12 protein-coding genes and 1 pseudogene are annotated in these 17,372 nt (G+C 45.1%); 11 read left to right on the top strand and 2 right to left on the bottom strand.

The features are described from left to right. Positions 1 to 103: 103 nt before the first annotated feature. Positions 104 to 1,312 (bottom strand): acetyl-CoA C-acetyltransferase, encoded by a 1,209-nt coding sequence (locus ACRRSY_RS16680; RefSeq protein WP_432452129.1) that lies wholly within the window; start codon positions 1,310 to 1,312, stop codon positions 104 to 106. Between the two features lie 9 nt (positions 1,313 to 1,321). Beyond that, the gene (gene fabG / locus ACRRSY_RS16675; RefSeq protein WP_432452130.1) at positions 1,322 to 2,056 is read right to left on the bottom strand and encodes a 3-oxoacyl-ACP reductase FabG; all 735 of its coding nucleotides are present in this window, start codon (positions 2,054 to 2,056) and stop codon (positions 1,322 to 1,324) included. Between the two features lie 331 nt (positions 2,057 to 2,387). On the opposite strand from fabG, the gene ACRRSY_RS16670 reads away from it, so the two are divergent. The 11 genes and pseudogenes from ACRRSY_RS16670 (at position 2,388) to csy2 (ending at position 17,361) form a co-directional block, all read left to right on the top strand. Further along, positions 2,388 to 3,296 carry a LysR family transcriptional regulator gene (locus ACRRSY_RS16670; protein WP_432452131.1) on the top strand — a complete coding sequence of 303 codons (909 nt, stop codon included), beginning with the start codon at positions 2,388 to 2,390 and terminating at the stop codon, positions 3,294 to 3,296. Between the two features lie 264 nt (positions 3,297 to 3,560). After that, on the top strand, positions 3,561 to 5,153 hold the full coding sequence (locus ACRRSY_RS16665; protein ID WP_432463665.1) for an acyl CoA:acetate/3-ketoacid CoA transferase: 1,593 nt from the start codon (positions 3,561 to 3,563) through the stop codon (positions 5,151 to 5,153). Between the two features lie 101 nt (positions 5,154 to 5,254). Further along, positions 5,255 to 5,677, top strand: a complete 423-nt coding sequence (locus ACRRSY_RS16660) for a MaoC family dehydratase (protein ID WP_432452133.1) — start codon at positions 5,255 to 5,257, stop codon at positions 5,675 to 5,677. A 14-nt stretch (positions 5,678 to 5,691) separates the two neighbouring features. Continuing rightward, entirely contained in the window at positions 5,692 to 6,894 is a 1,203-nt protein-coding gene (gene fabV, locus ACRRSY_RS16655; protein WP_432463664.1) for an enoyl-ACP reductase FabV, read from the top strand. A gap of 208 nt (positions 6,895 to 7,102) precedes the next feature. Next, positions 7,103 to 8,311 carry an MFS transporter gene (locus ACRRSY_RS16650; RefSeq protein ID WP_432463663.1) on the top strand — a complete coding sequence of 403 codons (1,209 nt, stop codon included), beginning with the start codon at positions 7,103 to 7,105 and terminating at the stop codon, positions 8,309 to 8,311. Between the two features lie 7 nt (positions 8,312 to 8,318). Next, on the top strand, positions 8,319 to 9,278 hold the full coding sequence (locus ACRRSY_RS16645; RefSeq protein WP_432463662.1) for an alpha/beta hydrolase: 960 nt from the start codon (positions 8,319 to 8,321) through the stop codon (positions 9,276 to 9,278). Between the two features lie 391 nt (positions 9,279 to 9,669). After that, the gene (locus tag ACRRSY_RS16640) at positions 9,670 to 10,488 is read left to right on the top strand and encodes a helix-turn-helix transcriptional regulator (protein WP_432463661.1); all 819 of its coding nucleotides are present in this window, start codon (positions 9,670 to 9,672) and stop codon (positions 10,486 to 10,488) included. 118 nt (positions 10,489 to 10,606) lie between these two features. Further along, positions 10,607 to 11,584 (top strand): annotated as a pseudogene (cas1f, locus tag ACRRSY_RS16635) (type I-F CRISPR-associated endonuclease Cas1f). Beyond that, positions 11,581 to 14,988, top strand: a complete 3,408-nt coding sequence (gene cas3f, locus ACRRSY_RS16630; protein ID WP_432463660.1) for a type I-F CRISPR-associated helicase Cas3f — start codon at positions 11,581 to 11,583, stop codon at positions 14,986 to 14,988. Before cas1f ends, cas3f begins: the two are co-directional and overlap by 4 nt. 2 nt (positions 14,989 to 14,990) lie before the next feature. Beyond that, the gene (gene csy1 / locus ACRRSY_RS16625) at positions 14,991 to 16,343 is read left to right on the top strand and encodes a type I-F CRISPR-associated protein Csy1 (protein WP_432463659.1); all 1,353 of its coding nucleotides are present in this window, start codon (positions 14,991 to 14,993) and stop codon (positions 16,341 to 16,343) included. 1 nt (position 16,344) lies between these two features. After that, entirely contained in the window at positions 16,345 to 17,361 is a 1,017-nt protein-coding gene (csy2, locus tag ACRRSY_RS16620; RefSeq protein ID WP_432463658.1) for a type I-F CRISPR-associated protein Csy2, read from the top strand. Positions 17,362 to 17,372: the final 11 nt, after the last annotated feature.

Raw genomic sequence — 17,372 nt, 5'->3', positions numbered from 1 at the left:
TTCTAGAAATGGATATTGTTTATTTAATTGGGTTGGGTTTAGTTTTATAGAAAATAGAAAAGGCTCTTGTAGAGCCTTATGATTAATTTTTAATTTATACTTATTAAATAATATTTTTAATAATCATGGCGGTCCCCATACCGCCGCCGATACACAGTGATGCGAGGCCATAAGTGGCTTGTCGTTTTTTCATTTCATAGAGAAGAGAGCTTAGAATTCGCCCTCCAGATGCGCCAAGTGGGTGACCTAAGGCTATTGCGCCACCATTCACATTAGTTTTATCTTCAAACCAATCCATGTTGACCTGATGTTCGTCGCATAGACCATGCATCACCCCTAATGCCTGAGCGGCAAAGGCTTCATTAAGCTCAAGTAATTGTATTGCTTGCAGCGACATATTAGCGCGAGTGAGTGCTTGTTTTATCGCGGGCACGGGGCCTAAACCCATATAGGCCGGATCCACACCGCCTTGCCCATAGCTAAGTATTTCCGCTAAGGGTTCAAGATGATGCTTGGCAAGTGCTGCTTCTGAGGCCAATACAAATGCAACCCCACCATCGTTGATCCCAGAAGCATTGCCAGCGGTCACGCTGCCTTGCTTTTTAAACGCTGGGCGTAATTTGCTTAGGCTCTCGATTGTGGTGTCACCGCGTGGGTATTCGTCGCGGCTAAAACACACCATTTTACGGCGTTGTGGTACTTCGATTGCAACAATTTCATCATCAAAACGGCCGCTGCTGACCGCTTGGCTGGCGAGACTTTGACTACGTAATGCAAAGGTGTCTTGAGCGGCTCGACTAATATGATATTTGTCGGCGATATTCTCAGCGGTGATCCCCATATGATACTGGTTAAATGCGTCGGTGAGTCCATCGTAAATAAGACTGTCGACCAGTGTCTGCTCTCCCATTTTGGAGCCAAATCTATTGGTCGCATCCACCAAATAAGGTGCTTTCGACATGTTTTCCATGCCCGCCGCCACAATCAACTGAGCATCACCAGCCTTGATTTTGCTCGCGGCTTCCATCACTGTTTTCATGCCACTGCCACAGATCATATTTAGGGTATAGGCTGGCACCACATCAGGAATGTTGGCAAATTTTGCGGCCTGTCTACCGGGCCCCATACCTTGACCAGCCGCTAATACATTGCCAACGATCACTTCGTCGATTAGCTGGGGGGCGATGTTGGCTTGGCTTAGTGCTGCTTGAATGGCATGTCCGCCCAATTCAAAAGCAGGGGTTTTGCTTAAGCTACCACCAAAACTACCCAAGGCGGTCCGTTTTACGCCTACTATATATACTTTATTCATCGTCGTTCCTTAGATCACCAAGCCGCCATCGATTTTCAATGTTTGTCCGGTAATAAAGCAGGCCTTGTCGCTGGCTAAAAACAGCACCCCATCGGCAATATCTTGCGGTTTGCCCATACGCCCTAGTGGCGTTTTACTCTTCATATGGTTGAGTACTTTTTCTGGTAAATTAATGGTCATGGGGGTTTCTACAAATCCAGGTGCAACGCAATTAGCCCTTACCTGTGCGCCTTTTCGTGAAAACTCTTTGGCCCATCCCTTGGTCATGGCGATGACACCTCCTTTGGTCGCTGCGTAATTACTTTGCCCTATATTGCCGTCGGTTCCGACAACCGAAGACATGCTTACAATGGCACCAGTGCCGTTTTCAATCATGAGCGGCGCAATAGCCTGAGTCATATTGAAAACGCCTTTGAGGTTAACGTTTAGCACCATGTCCCAATCACTCTCACTCATACGGTCAAGTAGGTTGTCGCGGGTAATGCCAGCATTGTTGACTAATACATCGACTTTCCCATGGCGTCCTTTTAGCGCCTCAATCCAATCAAAAATGGCTTGGCGGTCACAAACATCGAGCTGTTTTGCTCGAACGTTTGGATAACGCTTTTCTAGGTCTAACATCATCTCTAGATTCATATCACAGGCGTAAACCATGCTGGCATTTTGGCTTGCAAATGTTTCTACGATACAGCGACCAATGCCCTGCGCCCCACCCGTTACGATACAGATTTTATCGGTAAGCATTCTTTATTCACCTATTGCAGTATGTTGTTATCAAGCCTCGGCATGCTGCTCGGGGCTTCCTTTGACTGGGTTTAGTTTAGGGCTGCAGGCGTAGAATGTTTATCGAAAACGAGACAAAACAAAATCCCTAAAATGGGATAATTTAACTATGATTGTTTCTACAGTTAGCCAGTGGTTTCGATCGACTAGGCTTACATAAGTCATATTGGAAAGGGCAACCGATGGGCATTTATGTGACGTTCGCTGGCATTATTGGGGTCATCAACTCGATATTTAAATTTGTTAAGAGGTAGAATCCTTGGCTGTATATTCGCAATATTCTGGGTGTTGTATGTTAGATAAAATGGTCTACTTTCTTCATGTGGTTCGCAGTGGGTCGTTTAGTGCGGCAGCTCAGCAATACGGTATTTCAGCCTCGGCGGGGAGCCGTTGGATTATCGAGTTGGAAGATAATATGGGGATTAGTTTACTTAAACGCTCCACCCGCAAAGTGGTCCCGACTCAGGCTGGTCTGTGTTTATATGATCGTTTTAGTCGGGTGAATGATGAAATCGATGACATCGTTACCGAAATCCAAAATCTTGGGAATGACGATAGAGGGATCATTCGAATTGCCTGTACCCCTTTATTCGCAAAAGAGTTTTTGAGCCGTATTGTGGGCGAATATTTACAACAACATCCCTATGTTTCATTTCGCATTGTTGAAACCGCTTTTGATATGGATCATATCGACCAAATCGACTTTGCGATCCGAGCAAGTGCCGTTTATCAGGGTTTTCAGGAAAAAGACAGTTTATTGGTGAAACGCTCTTTACTGAGTTACCCACTGATTGCTTGCTGTGCGCCAAGCTATATTGAGCAGTATTCAAGGCCGGAACAACCTGAAGATTTAAAGAAACACAATTGCCTGTATGCTTCAACTTTAATCGGTGGTAATAAATGGGTATTTGAACGTGATGGTGAATTTACTACGGTGCACATTACCCAAACGGTTGAAGTTGAAGACAGCCAGTTTATTAAAACGGTGGCGATAAATGGCGGCGGGATCGGCTATTTGCCCACCGCCTTAGTCAAAGACGAGCTGGATCAAGGGATTTTGGTTCCAGTACTTGAAGACTACATTAATAGCCAATTTGAATTTAGTCTCTACTTTCGTCCACGAAAACAAATGCCGGTTCGTTGTGTTAATTTTAAAGATTTCTTAATACAAAGAGTTAGAGCCCTGAGTGATCAGGAGTAAATACTTTTCGTTCGCCAATGCTGACAGACTTGTTTATCCCGTTAAAAGTAAGCCCAAGGGTTTACTTTTTTATTATCTAGTGGATGTGATGGTATTCATGGAAGATTAGTTTAAGTAAACTGTACCTGTTTAATTAACCCATATATGCAATTATATTTCCTTTTTTTACCTATTTTTTCATCAATCTCTAAGCCATACACTTGCCCCGTCGTCTACGCCTTGTTGGCTATAGACCCTCAATGTAAGTGATGAAGGAAAGTAGTGATGAAAGCCAATGTACTCTCTGCTCAGCAAGCAGCGTCGTTAATAAAAGATGGCGATAAAGTTATTCTTGGTGGTTTTATTGGAGCGGTGGTTCCCGAAGCCATTGAACAAGCACTGGGCGAACGTTTTCTGGCCACGGGGCATCCAAATCAATTGGAGTTGTACTTTGCCGCAGGCCAAGGAGATGGGGTTGATAAAGCCACTAACCATCTTTCCTATCAAGGGATGGTGAGTATGGCTTATGGCGGGCATTGGGGGCTCATTCCTCGTTTACAGCAGTTAGCAAATAACAATCAACTTCAGGGATATAACTTTCCTCAAGGGGTGATTGCTCAGTTATTAAGAGACTCTGCGGCAGGTAAACCGGGAACCTTATCCCATGTAGGTTTAGGTACTTTTGTTGACCCTCGTTTGGGGGGCGGCAAAATTAACGCTTGTACCCAAGGCGAACGGGTATCGGTGATCGACATCGACGGTAGTGAGTATCTTTTTTATAAACGTATCGAAGCCAATGTGGCCTTACTGCGTGGCACCACTGCCGACGAAAATGGCAATATAACCATGGAGGATGAGTGTCTTGTTCTTGAAAATTTAGCCGCCGCTCAATTGGTGACCAATATGGGAGGCAGAGTAATTGTTCAAGTGAAGCAGATGGTTAAAGCTGGTGAGCTGGATCCGCAGCAAGTGCGTATTCCAGGGATCTTTGTGGATGCAGTGGTGATTGCCGACGCAGACCTGCATATGCAAACCTTTGCTGAAGCGATGAATCCAGCCTATTGCGGCAGAGGGATGATGGAACATCATCCCGCGCGCCCACGCCCCCTAGACATTAAAAAAATTGTTGCGCGTCGCGCTGCGATGGAACTCAAACAAGGGGCGGTGATCAATTATGGTATTGGTGTACCCGAGGTGATTGCTGAAGTGACCGATGAAGAAGGGATCACCGAACAAATGATCGCAACGATTGAGCCGGGCGCGATTGGTGGCACCCCCGCTGGTGGATTAAGCTTCGGCGCATCGGCTTATCCGGAAGCCATTATTACTCAAGATCAAATGTTTGATTTTTATGATGGGGGAGGCCTCGACCAAGCGTTTCTTGGTTTGGCTGAATGTGACCAAAAAGGAGACCTGAATGTTTCTAAATTTGGTTCTAAAATCGCGGGCTGCGGAGGTTTTATCAATATTACCCAAAATGCCAAGCAAGTGTTGTTTTGTGGGACATTTACCGCCGGTAAATCACGCATCGAAACGGGTAACGGAAAGCTAACGATTATCCAAGATGGACCGATTAGGAAGTTTATTAAGCAGGTTCAGCAGATCACCTTTGCGTCGGATATCGCCCGTAAAAATAATAAACCGGTGTTATATATTACCGAGCGAGCGGTATTTCGCTTAGCGGCGGAAAGTTTAGAATTGATTGAAATTGCGCCGGGAGTTGATTTGGAAAAAGACATTCTGTCGCAGATGGACTTTAAGCCGCAGATTAGTGCTAACTTGAAGCTGATGGATGCGCGAATTTTTTATGAGCAAGCAATGGATTTAAAGATTGAGGCTCTCTACCCTGTATGCGATAAAGCGAAAATTGTGGCTTAGTTTTTCCGGGCCCACTTGCGCCTTGTGGTGGGCCTTTTTTTGCAGAATATTTTGTTATACATCAATGTAATAACAAAGTTTTTTATAGAAGAAAATTAGCGATGACTTATACCATTCATCAGCTTGAACTTGGCCAACAAGCAAGCTTTGAAAAAACTATCAGTGAGTCTGATATTCAACTATTTAGTGGCATTAGTGGCGACATTAATCCGGTTCATGTGAGTGCTATTGCGGGTAAGTCGAGTGTATTTGGCGACCGCGTTGCGCATGGCATTTTGGTTGCTGGATTAACCTCTGCGGTATTAGGCATGCAATTGCCTGGGCCTGGCACCATTTACCTTGGTCAGGAATTACGCTTTACTGCACCAGTGTACATTGGGGATACGATCCGCGCCGAAGTAGAAGTGATCGAGATTAATCTTAAAAAGAATATCGTGAAACTAGCCACTCGCAGTATTAATCAGCATGGCAAGCTAGTGATCTCAGGTGTCGCAACGGTAATGCCACCCAAATTGAATTCATAACCTTCGGAGTATCCATGATTATTAAACCTATCGTGAAAGGGGTGGTTGCCCGTTCAGCACATCCCTACGGCTGCCAACAGTCGATCAAGAATCAAATTGACTATGTACGAGCAACCAGCAAAGTGCTTGATGGCCCTAAGAAAGTCCTTATTTTGGGCGCCTCATCTGGTTTTGGTTTGGCGTCTCGTATTGCGTTGGCCTTTGGTGGCGCAAACGCCGACACCATTGGTGTTTCTTTTGAGCGAGGCCCAAGTGAAAAGGGTGTGGGAACCGCTGGATGGTACAACAATATCTATTTTCGTCAACAAGCAGAAGCGAAGGGCTTAATCGCGAAAAATTTTGTGGGCGACGCTTTCTCAGCGCAAATGCGCGAGCAAGTTATTGACTATATTAAGCACAATTTTGGTGGCAAGGTCGATTTAGTGGTTTACAGCTTAGCGACCGGGGTTCGGCCTAACCCAGAAACGGGAGAATTATGGCGCTCTGCAATTAAAACCACTGGCGAAGCCGTGACCGGGCCAACTATTAATATTGAAACTGAAAGCATGCAGCAAATGACGGTTGAGACCGCCACCGAACAAGAGATCTATGCGACAGAGAAGGTGATGGGCGGTGAAGATTGGATCAGTTGGATTAATATTTTAGAAGATGCCAAGGTACTTGCCGATGGATGTAAAACCGTGGCTTATTCTTACATTGGGCCAAAGGCGACTTATCCTATCTACCATAAAGGAACTTTAGGCAGGGCCAAAACTCATTTACAAGCTAGCGCGGATCAACTTCACCAGCAGTTAGCGACCATGGGCGGAGCGGCATATGTCTCGGTGTGTAAAGCCTTAGTCACCAAAGCCAGTGTTTTTATTCCGACTTTTTCACCTTACATGCTGGCTCTATTTAAAGTGATGAAGGCCCGTGGAACCCACGAAGGCTGCATAGAGCAGATGCAGCGATTGTTTACCCAACGTTTATATAACGATGAGAATACGGTTGTTGTGGATCCGCAGCGTTTAATTCGAATCGATGATTGGGAACTCGATCCACAAACTCAGCAAGAAGTCGCGGCATTGATGGCTCAGATCACCCCCGAAAACTTTAAAGAAGTGGGCGATTATCAAGGTTATATCAACGACTTTATGCAGCTGAACGGCTTTGCCTTGGCGGGCGTGGATTATCAAGCGGATATTAGCTTAGGCGAGTTACTTGCATTAAAGCCATAACTGCAATTTAGTGCACCTAAAAAAGCCTCGCATTTTAGCGGGGCTTTTTATTTCCTATTAAAAATTGTTTTATAAACAAATGGTTATAGTTTTTTGCGATGAGTTTCACACAATACATTAATGCGAATTCAGGATAATGGGGAGGCTTATTTTTAGTAAGATGAAAGCTGGATTTATTACTTGAATACAGCCTAGAAAGGTAGCGAAGATGAAGAAAAAATATCTTATTGAATTTACCATATTCATGACCTACGCATTATTTGCCATGTCGTGGGTTGCGGGCTCGATGATGACAAAAGATATCATGAGTTATTACAATATCGAGGGAATGGCAGCAGCCACCTGGATGACCAACGCAATCACCATTGCAAAAATTATTGGTAACTTATCGGCCGCTTGGTTGCTGGTTAAAATGGGCCCTAAAAAGGCGTTTTCGCTTGCTTTGTTACTGATTATGGCAGGGGCGGCAGGGGCCTATGCATCAAGCTATCCCTGGTACGTGTTTACCCGTTTAGTGATGGGCTTTGGGGGCGCATTTGCGATTGTTTATTTTAATCCAATTGTAATTAATTATTTTTCTGCCGAAGAGCGCCCATTGGTGAATGGGATTAATGCTGCTGCCTTTAATACCGGAAATTTGTTAGCGATTATTTTTACCGGTTCCTTACTGTCGACCTTAGAATCTTGGCAAAATGTTATTTTAGCCATTTCGATGGTGAGCCTCGTCTTGTTAGTTATTTGGTGGATGATTAGTGATGACTTCTCGTTATCGGGCAGCAAAGGTGAAAGCTCAGAAAACGCCTCTTATACCCTCAAAGATGGCTTTAAAGAGCCCGTGAATATTTGGCTGCCAATCGCCTATTCTGGTTTGCTATTTTGTTATATTGCGGTGTTTGCATTGTTCCCGCTGGTACCAACTTTTGCGGCCGAAGCTAAATATTTATCATCGATTATGATTGCAGCAGGTATGCTTGGAACGGTCGCCGGCATTATCATGACCAAGCGGATTGCTTTGCGCATTCCGGTGATCCGCTACTGTGGTTTGGCGATGACCCTATTTGCGGCGCTTATGATGACCACCTCTAGTGCGAGCGTTGCTTACGGTGCCGCGTTTATGGCTGGTTTCTTTATGTTTGCGCCGATGACGGCTTTAATCACCCTCCCTCAAGAATTACCCAATATGACTCCCGCGCGCATCACGGTGGTGTTTGGTATGTTCTGGTCTATTTCTTATATGGTGGAAACCGTGCTGATGTACCTTGCGGGTTGGATTGCAGACTCAAGCGGTAACATAGCCATTGCCGCATCCTTTGCAGTGCTTTGTTCATCAACCTTCTTCCTTGCTAGCTTCTTCTTGCCCGAAACCGGTAACAAAAGCCACGACAGCAATGTGAAGTTATCTACCACCAAAGCTTAAGGAGAGCATGATGCGTAAAGTTAGTCCAAAGCTTATTCCATGGTTAGACGAGTTAAATCAACAAGTCGCTACTTTGATCGAAAACGGATTTAAACCCACCGCAACCAATGCCCGTGAAGGTTTAGAAAATTTAACCCGAGGGCTGGTGGGCGATAGCCCAGCTATTGCATGGGTTCACGACGATTTGGTCTTGAGTGACGAATATAACGTACCGGTTCGAATTTATCATCCGGCGCCCGAACAAGCCCTACCAGTCGTGATTTACTATCATGGCGGAGGGCATATGGCGGGGAGTGTGACGGTTTATGACCCGATTTGTCGTAAGCTTGCTCAAGCGTCGCAGCATATTGTGGTGTCGGTTGAATATCGCCTCGCACCAGAATGCCCTTATCCTGCGGGGGTGAATGACGCTTATGCGGTGGCTAAAAATATAGGGGCAACTTTAGCGGGACTCAATGTACGCTATCTTCCTCGTTTGTCGCTTGTGGGAGACTCCGGTGGTGGCGCACTAGTTGCAAGCGTTAGTGCAAAAGCTCAATTTGATAAATCGCTGCAGATCGACAAGCAGGTGATGATTTATCCGAGTCTCGACTACACGATGAATAGTCATTCCATGGAGCAAAATGGCAGCGGTTATTTATTGCAAAAAGGCAAAATAGCTTGGTACTTCGACAACTATTTTCAGCACCATGAGGATCGGAAGCAGGCGTCTCCCTTATACGGTGACTTTAGTGCCAATTTACCCAGCACCTTCATCATTACCGCTGAGTTTTGTCCCTTACGAGATGAAGCCATCGCCTATTGTGAAAAGGCCAAGCAGGCCGGGGTGGCGGTCGAGCAGCTACATTTTTCAGACATGATCCATACCTTTATCAATATGGAAAACTTAGTTGAAGAAGAGTGCGCCAAGGTATATCAGAGCATTGCCGAGTTTTTGAATCGAGGCAATCCGGCCATTTCCGAGTAAGTTTAGTGAAGGTCGGGGGGTATTGAGCTTTCATTATCAATCCCCCCGACCATCGACTGATTGGGGGTTTTAAGATTTGCATGCCGCCGCATCGTGATCTGTCGGGTGATACCGCAATGGGCATCTGCATCAGGGATGGGGCAAGGGCTAAAGCCTGCTCACTTGCTTAAAAACGGGCAGTTCAATTACAGGAAAATACTCATTTTGCAATTTTACTTTTTTCGGTAGAGTACAACCACGCTTGAATTGTTGTGAATATCGCCCTGTATCGAAGGGCTTTTTTGCGTTTAATCAAATGCTTGTCTAAGTTTTTGCAACGATCACCGCCAAACGCTTTCTTATTTTTTCTATTTTGATATAAAAGATATTAAATCCAGCGTGGTGATAATAAATGAGCCGTCGAGATTGGTTTATCGAATTGATCGCCTATTGGGAAGGGCGCTTAACTACTCGTCATTTATGCGAACAGTTTGGGATTAGTCGCCAACAAGCTAGCAAAGATCTGGGTACCTATAATCAGGCGAGCGCAACTCCGTTAGTATATACGGCCTCGGTAAAGGGCTTTGTACCCCCCGACAATTTTAGCCCCCTATTGCTTACTACTCAGGCCGATGAATATCTCACTTGGCTCGCTTCTTATTCCCCCTATCGCAGAATGACCGAAACCGCGAAACATACCTTTCAATTGTCGCCCCCGCAACGGCAGGTATCACCGAACGTGATGCGTGGCTTGGTCGCAGCAATGCGCCAACAACGTCGCTTGGAAGTTGACTATGTGTCTTTGTCTCACCCCGATCGAGAAGGCCGGATCATCGTGCCGCATACCTTTGTTGATACCGGCGCGCGTTGGCATTTGCGCGCCTGGTGTGAGAAACATGCCGAGTATCGCGATTTTGTGTTGAGCCGTTTTCGAGGCAAGCCCGAACTTGCAGAGCGTTCTTCACAAGGTGTGAGTCACGACGTGGCATGGAATACCCAAATTGAGATGATTTTTAAGCCAGATCTGCGTTTAAGCCCTGCCCAGCAAGCGGTAATTGCCGAGGATTACCAAATGCAGCAGGGGCAGCTGCATATGACCACTCGGGCAGCCCTCGTTAGCTATTTGCTCAAGCAGATGCAGGTAAATACCAAAATGATCGACGCAAACCCACAGGCTCAGCAATTAATGTTAGACAATTTAGATGACATTAAACCCTGGCTGATTGGGTGAATACCGTGCCATACACGTAAAACATGTCAAGTGAGTTTACCTGATTTTTTACTCAGTATTGTAAACGGGTTGGTATTTCGTACAGTGCTCCTAAGGATAGCGAGGGAAAATACTACCAATGAATGACTTAAGCCCATCTGATTTAAAAACAATTTTGCATTCAAAGCGCGCCAACATGTATTACCTCGAATACTGCCGAGTGATGCAAAAAGATGGTCGCGTCTTATATTTAACTGAAGCTAAAAACGAAAATCAGTACTATAACATTCCCATCGCCAATACCACGGTGTTGATGTTAGGAACTGGCACTTCAATTACCCAAGCGGCAATGCGTATGTTGTCTCAGGCTGGGGTGTTAGTGGGTTTTTGTGGCGGTGGTGGTGCTCCGCTGCACATGGCTTGCGAAGTCGAATGGCTAAGTCCGCAAAGCGAGTATCGGCCAACCGAATATTTACATGGTTGGCTGCAGTTTTGGTTTGATGGCCTTCAGCGATTGGCTGCCGCAAAAGCTTTTCAACAAGCCCGTATTCATTACTTACAGCGGGTGTGGCGCAATGACTGAGAGCTTAAAGCGGAAGGTTTTTCTTTTGCTGATGAAGTCATTCAAAATGCCTTGAATCGTTTTCATAGCCGTACCGAATCCGCTCAAAAACAAGCGGATTTGCTGCTGACCGAGGCTCAGCTCACTAAGGTACTTTATAAATACGCCGCAAATCGTACCCAGTTTGCCAATTTTAAACGCCAGCACCAAAGCGGCGACAAAGCCAATGACTTTTTAAATCACGGCAACTACCTCGCCTATGGCCTCGCGGCGAGTTGTTTGTGGGTATTGGGGATCCCGCATGGTTTTGCGGTGATGCACGGAAAAACCAGACGAGGCGCGCTGGTATTTGACGTTGCCGACCTGATTAAAGACGCCATCGTCCTACCGTGGGCCTTCGTATGCGCCAAAGAAAACGCCAGCGAACAAGAATTTAGACAGCAAGTCTTGCAGGCTTTTACTGACCATAAGGCTCTCGATTTTATGTTTGAGACGGTAAAGCAAATAGCCTTACAGGAATACAGCGCCGAGCAAAGAGAGGAACAAAACCTATGATGGTCACCCTCGTTTCTCAATGTGAGAAAAATGCCCTGAAAAAGACGCGCCGGGTGCTTGATGCCTTTGCCAATCGCATTGGCGACAATACCTGGCAAACCTTGATCACCGAAGACGGCTTACTTACACTTAAAAAAATGCTGCGTAAAACTGCCAGTCGCAGCACGGCTGTGAGTTGTCATTGGATAAGAAGCCGCTCTCGTAGCCAGTTGTTGTGGGTGGTAGGCAACCGATTGAAGTTTAATGAGCAGGGCGTGGTGCCAGTAAACCGAACCTCGCTTAATTTAGAGCACAAAGAGTGGGAGCAAGGTTGGTACTTAAACGAAGTTGTGGTACTCGCATCTGGCATTGCGGGCTTGTTCCATGATTTTGGGAAAGCTAATGATTTGTTCCAAGAAAAATTAAAAGGCTTAACCGAATCACAAGGTGAGCCCTATCGCCATGAATGGGTATCCTTGCGGTTGTTTGAAGCCTTTAGTAAAGGTAAAACCGATCATGAATGGCTAACACAACTGGCAAAAATTTATACTTGTGAGCAGGGTACTAAAGTAGAAAAGCAGGTACTTAGCCAATTGTTTATCGATGGCGGTCATCAAAATCAACGGGTATTTGATGGGCTGGCAGCATTTGCAAAGCTGGTTAGTTGGTTGATCGTATCCCATCATCGTTTGCCCATGGCAAATGGAAATTCTGTTCAACTCAGTCAAATTGAACGGTGGTTAGCGAATTGTTTTGACTGCCATTGGAACTCGCCAAATGCTGTCGATCTATCAAAGTTCGATACAACAATACTTAAAAAAAATTGGACCTTCACTCAAGGTACGCCGTTTTTAAGTAGGCCTTGGCAGCATAAAGTAAGTCGCTTAGCGCAACGGGCTTTAAATAGTCCCTTATTGTTTGCGGATGACATAAAGTGGTTTGATCAACGCTTCGTGAGTCATATGGCAAGGCTGTCGTTAATGCTCGCCGATCATTATTACTCTTCTTTACCGCCTGAAAAGTCAAAAGTGGTCTGGCGAGATAAAAACTACAAAGCGATTGCTAACACCGATAGGCAGCATGCTAAGCAAACCAGTCACAAGCCCAAGCAACAACTTGATGAGCACAACATTGGTGTCGCCCTGAACGCGCAGCGTTTTGCACAGAACTTACCGGCACTTAAATATACCTTGCCTGCAATCACTCAACATAAGCTATTTAGTAAACCAGCAGAACACCACAAATATCGATGGCAAGACAAAGCATTTACTCTTGCTAAATCAATTGCTAAAGCCACCGAGAGGCAAGGTTTTTTTGGGGTTAATATGGCATCGACGGGCTGTGGTAAAACAATCGCCAATGCACGAATCATGTATGGCTTGGCTGACGAAAAGCAAGGTTGTCGATTTTCGGTGGCGCTGGGTTTACGAACCTTGACCTTGCAGACTGGAGACGCATATCGACACTTATTGAAACTGGGGGATGATGAATTAGCAGTATTAATTGGTTCGCAAGCGGTTAAAACCCTATATCAGTTGAACCAAGAACCAGAGCATATGCGTTCTGGAAGTGAATCAGCAGATGACTTATTTGAACAGCTATTCGTGAGTTATGATGGGCAAATCTACGATGGTCGCTTAAAGCACTGGTTGAGTCATAGTCCAAAATTAGAGCAACTGATTAGCGCACCTGTTTTAGTGAGTACTATTGACCATCTAATGCCCGCAACGGAAAGCAAGCGAGGCGGAAAACAAATAGCCCCTATGTTGCGTTTGTTAAGCTCAGATTTGGTTTTAGATGAACCTGATGACTTTGGTCTCGAAGACTTACCTGCATTATGTCGCTTAGTTAACTGGGCGGGAATGCTCGGTTCGCGAGTTTTACTCTCTTCAGCAACCCTACCGCCGTCATTAATTAAAGCCTTGTTTGATGCATACCAAGCTGGGCGAAAACACTTCAATCAGGCACAGTTTTCTGAAACTAAGCAACCAGCTATTTACTGTGCATGGTTTGATGAATTTAAAAGCCAAACCATAGAACTCGCAAGTAAAGAAGATTACATCACCACACATAAACAGTTCATAGAAAAGCGTGTAAAAAAACTGAACCGTGAGCAACAAATATTGCGTAAGGGTGAAATAGTCAACGTCGCGCCTTTAGAGGGAACAAGCGCTAGTCGCGACTCGGTATCTTGTGAGTATTTAAATATTGCTCAAACCATTGCTCAGCAGATACACCAACTGCATTATGCACACCACGTCGTACACTCATCCGGTAAAAAGGTCTCACTTGGTGTGGTTCGAATGGCTAATGTTAATCCCATGGTAGAAGTGGCTAAATGCTTAGTGAATATAGCGCCTGAACCGGATTATCATATTCATTTTTGTATCTATCATTCGCAGTTCCCGCTGGCTTTACGTTCATTTAAAGAAAGCAGATTAGATAAAGCTCTCACTCGTCATGATCCACAACAACTTTGGCAACAGAAAGAAATACAGCAGGCATTAGCGAGTAGTTCGATGAGCAACCATGTTTTTGTGGTGATCGGCACCTCAGTCGTTGAAGTAGGGCGAGATCATGACTACGACTGGGCAATTGCTGAACCTAGCTCCATGCGCGCGCTCATTCAGTTAGCGGGTCGAGTGCAACGCCATCGACAGCAAGCACCTGAAACCAGCAATGTTCGTGTTCTTAACCAAAACATTCGGGCGATAAAAAATGAAACCCCTGCTTATTGCAAACCGGGATTTGAAACTAGAGCGCTCCCATTATCCGCGCATGATCTTAAAGATTTAGTTGGCGATGAGTTAAGCCATATTTCGGCTATTGCTCGAATCATAGAGCCAAAATTTACTTTGGCTGATTTTGAGATAAACAGCCAGGCAAAAAAAGGCCAAGCTAATTCAGCCAGTAACTTTATGGTGCAAGAGCACCGAGCATTACGCATTCATTTAGAAAAAACCGGGGGCGATAAATACACAGAAAAGTTTTATCGCAATTTCAAAGAGGCGGATATTTGGTGGCGAGAAGCAACTGGCCAACATGCCAGCTGGAATGCCGAGTTTATTCGTCAAACGGAATTTCGCCAATCACAAATGCAAGAAGCATTTGTCTTGCGAGTCACGGAAGACGAAGCGCTCACTTGGAGCCAGTTGGATATCACCCATAAACCTTATCGCTATGTTGCCAAAGATAGCCGTTTTAGCAGTGAAACTGTCTCCTTAGCAGCCGAGTGTTCCTGGTGGTTTGAAGCAAGTGCCGAAGATATTTATCAACACTTTTCAACGCTACTGAATTGCAGTCCACAACGCGCTAGCGAACAGTTGGGCGAAATAAACCTAAGAGCAGAAAAAGAAGACCAATTGATCACATGGTCATGGCACCAGCAGTTAGGTGTCTATGAACAATTTAAGAGTAAGGAATAGCAATGCAATTGACCTTAAGCGATGCGCTTGCCGAATATATTGAGCAACGCAAACAAAGCAAACTGGAGCCGCTGCAAAAAGCGCGCGACAAGGTGCTCGAAAAGAGTGATGACCCAACTGAGATAAGCGTTGCGAAGTTGCAATATCATGAAGCGGCAGCACCGATTGAAGCGGCTTTTAACCCTGTAACTTGGTTAAGTGATGCAGCGCGTAGAGCGAAACAAATTAGTTTGGCGACTCATGCTGCAAAATTTACCCATAGTGATGCTAAGGCCAGCAGCATTTTGGATGCTGGTGCTGAGCAAGATCTTATGGGCTATGTAATTACGGCCAGTTTAGATAACAAAGCCATTGATGCAGTGGGTAATGCTGCCGCGCTTGACGTGGCAAAATTATTAAAAATAACTGTCAATAACGAGAGTTTGATTGGTCAATTACAAGATAAACACATCGATGCCTTAAAAGCCTTTACCGAAGATCTTGTGTTACTCAGTGAATGGCAAGCCGGTTTTGAAAAAGCACTGGGTGATGAAAAACTCTCGGGCCATACGCTGACCAAGCAACTTTATTATCCAATTAACTTACAGGCAGAAAGTAAACCGAAATATCATTTACTGTGCCCCTTGTTTTCGTCTTCGCTGGCTCATGAGCTACATAAGCAAGTCACCAAAACTCGCTTTGGTGAGGCAAAAGAGGTCCGAGACGCGCGCAAGAAAGGTCATTTTCATCAACAGTTAGCAGAAAGCTTTCCGGCGACAGCCGTGCAAAATTTTGGTGGTTCGAAACCCCAGAATATTTCACAGTTAAATAGCGAACGTTATGGGCAAAGCTTTTTACTCAACTGTGCCCCGCCGACTTATCAAACGCAATCGAAGCCACCGCTTACCCATAGCAGTATTTTCAACCGTGAGTTTAGTTATAAAACATCTGCTCTTACACGTGAATTTAAAGCATTTTTAACGGGCTTAACAGAGCAAGACAGAAACTTTAAAACCCGTTACAAACGAGACTATGGCTTTGTTCAACCTTTACTCGACAGCCTGTTTAATCATGTGGTGCAAATTCAAAATTTAACTGAACATGCCGGATGGGCCAGTACCCGTGAATGCCAAATGAAACATCAGCATGCGCTTTGGTTAGATGTTTATAACCCAAGCGCGAAATTTCAAGCAGAGCGTGAAAAAGGCGATTGGCTAGGTGTGGTCGCCCATGACTTTTCTCTCTGGTTATTACGCAAGCTTGAAAGTAAGCAGCATTACCTATTGGGTGATGTTGAGCATCAGTATTTCAAAAAGCTTTGCCTGCATGAACTCAAAGCCTTTGAACGCCACACCCCAAAGCTTGGAGATAAGTAACATGCATCAATATCTTTTACTTAAAAAGTTGAATGTTCAAAATGCCAATGCCATTGCAGGGCTAACTTATGGCTTTCCAGCGGTGACTAATTTCTTAGGTTTTGCTCATGCCTTATCGCGTCAATTATCTGAACGGCTCGGTATTTCTCTCGGTGGTGTAGCGGTGATTAGCCATCGCAACCATGTGCATGCGCGTCAGCCAAAAGGATGGGGGGATTATGTATTTGCCTTAACTCGTAACCCGCTAACCCAGCAAGGCAACACCGCGCCAATCAATGAAGAAGGCCGTATGAATATGCAAGTTTCTTTACTGATTGAAATAGAAGGTTTGGTTGCTGGCGATCAAACTACCGAGCAAGCACTGCAAGAGCATGTACAACAGACCATTCCATCCATGCGTTTGGCGGGGGGGCAAATCACCGATTTTGCATCTTGTGAAATATTAAATGATGACGATTCACAACAAAAAGCACTGCGCCGCTTAATGCCTGGTTTCGTATTGTTAGATAGAAGTGATTACCTCGAAGCACATTATTTAGCATTAAAAGCCAAGCAACAAGATACCTGTTTGTTTAATGCTTGGTGCGATTTTAGCAAGTTAAAATACCAAGCCACACCACTAGAAGAGCAACCATTAGAGCATAAGCAAGGCGAGCCTAGGCAACAGGCTGAGAGCCCCTCAACAATAAAAGCCAAGTGGGATTACCTACCTAAACCGAATGCTGGTTATTTAGTGCCCATTGCTGCCGGGTATTACGCTATTTCAGAGTTGTATTCGCCCGGAGAGGTGAGTTGTGTGAGAGATGAAACCGTGCCAGTGGCATTTGCCGAAACGGCTTACAGTGTGGGGGAATGGCAAAGTGTACATCGCTTAAAGGATATAAACCTCAGCATTTGGCGTTATACCCATCAACACCCTTGGTACTTGGCCAAAACACCATCCAGTACAACAACTATTTTAGAACCCGATGCTGAAATGCTGGCTAGCACCTCTGCATTTGACCCTGACTTTTTATAATTAACGGAGAT

The sequence above is a fragment of the Agarivorans sp. QJM3NY_33 genome (assembly GCF_050870865.2).
Taxonomy (GTDB): Bacteria; Pseudomonadota; Gammaproteobacteria; order Enterobacterales; family Celerinatantimonadaceae; genus Agarivorans.
This window is presented reverse-complemented; position numbering and strand designations above follow the sequence as displayed.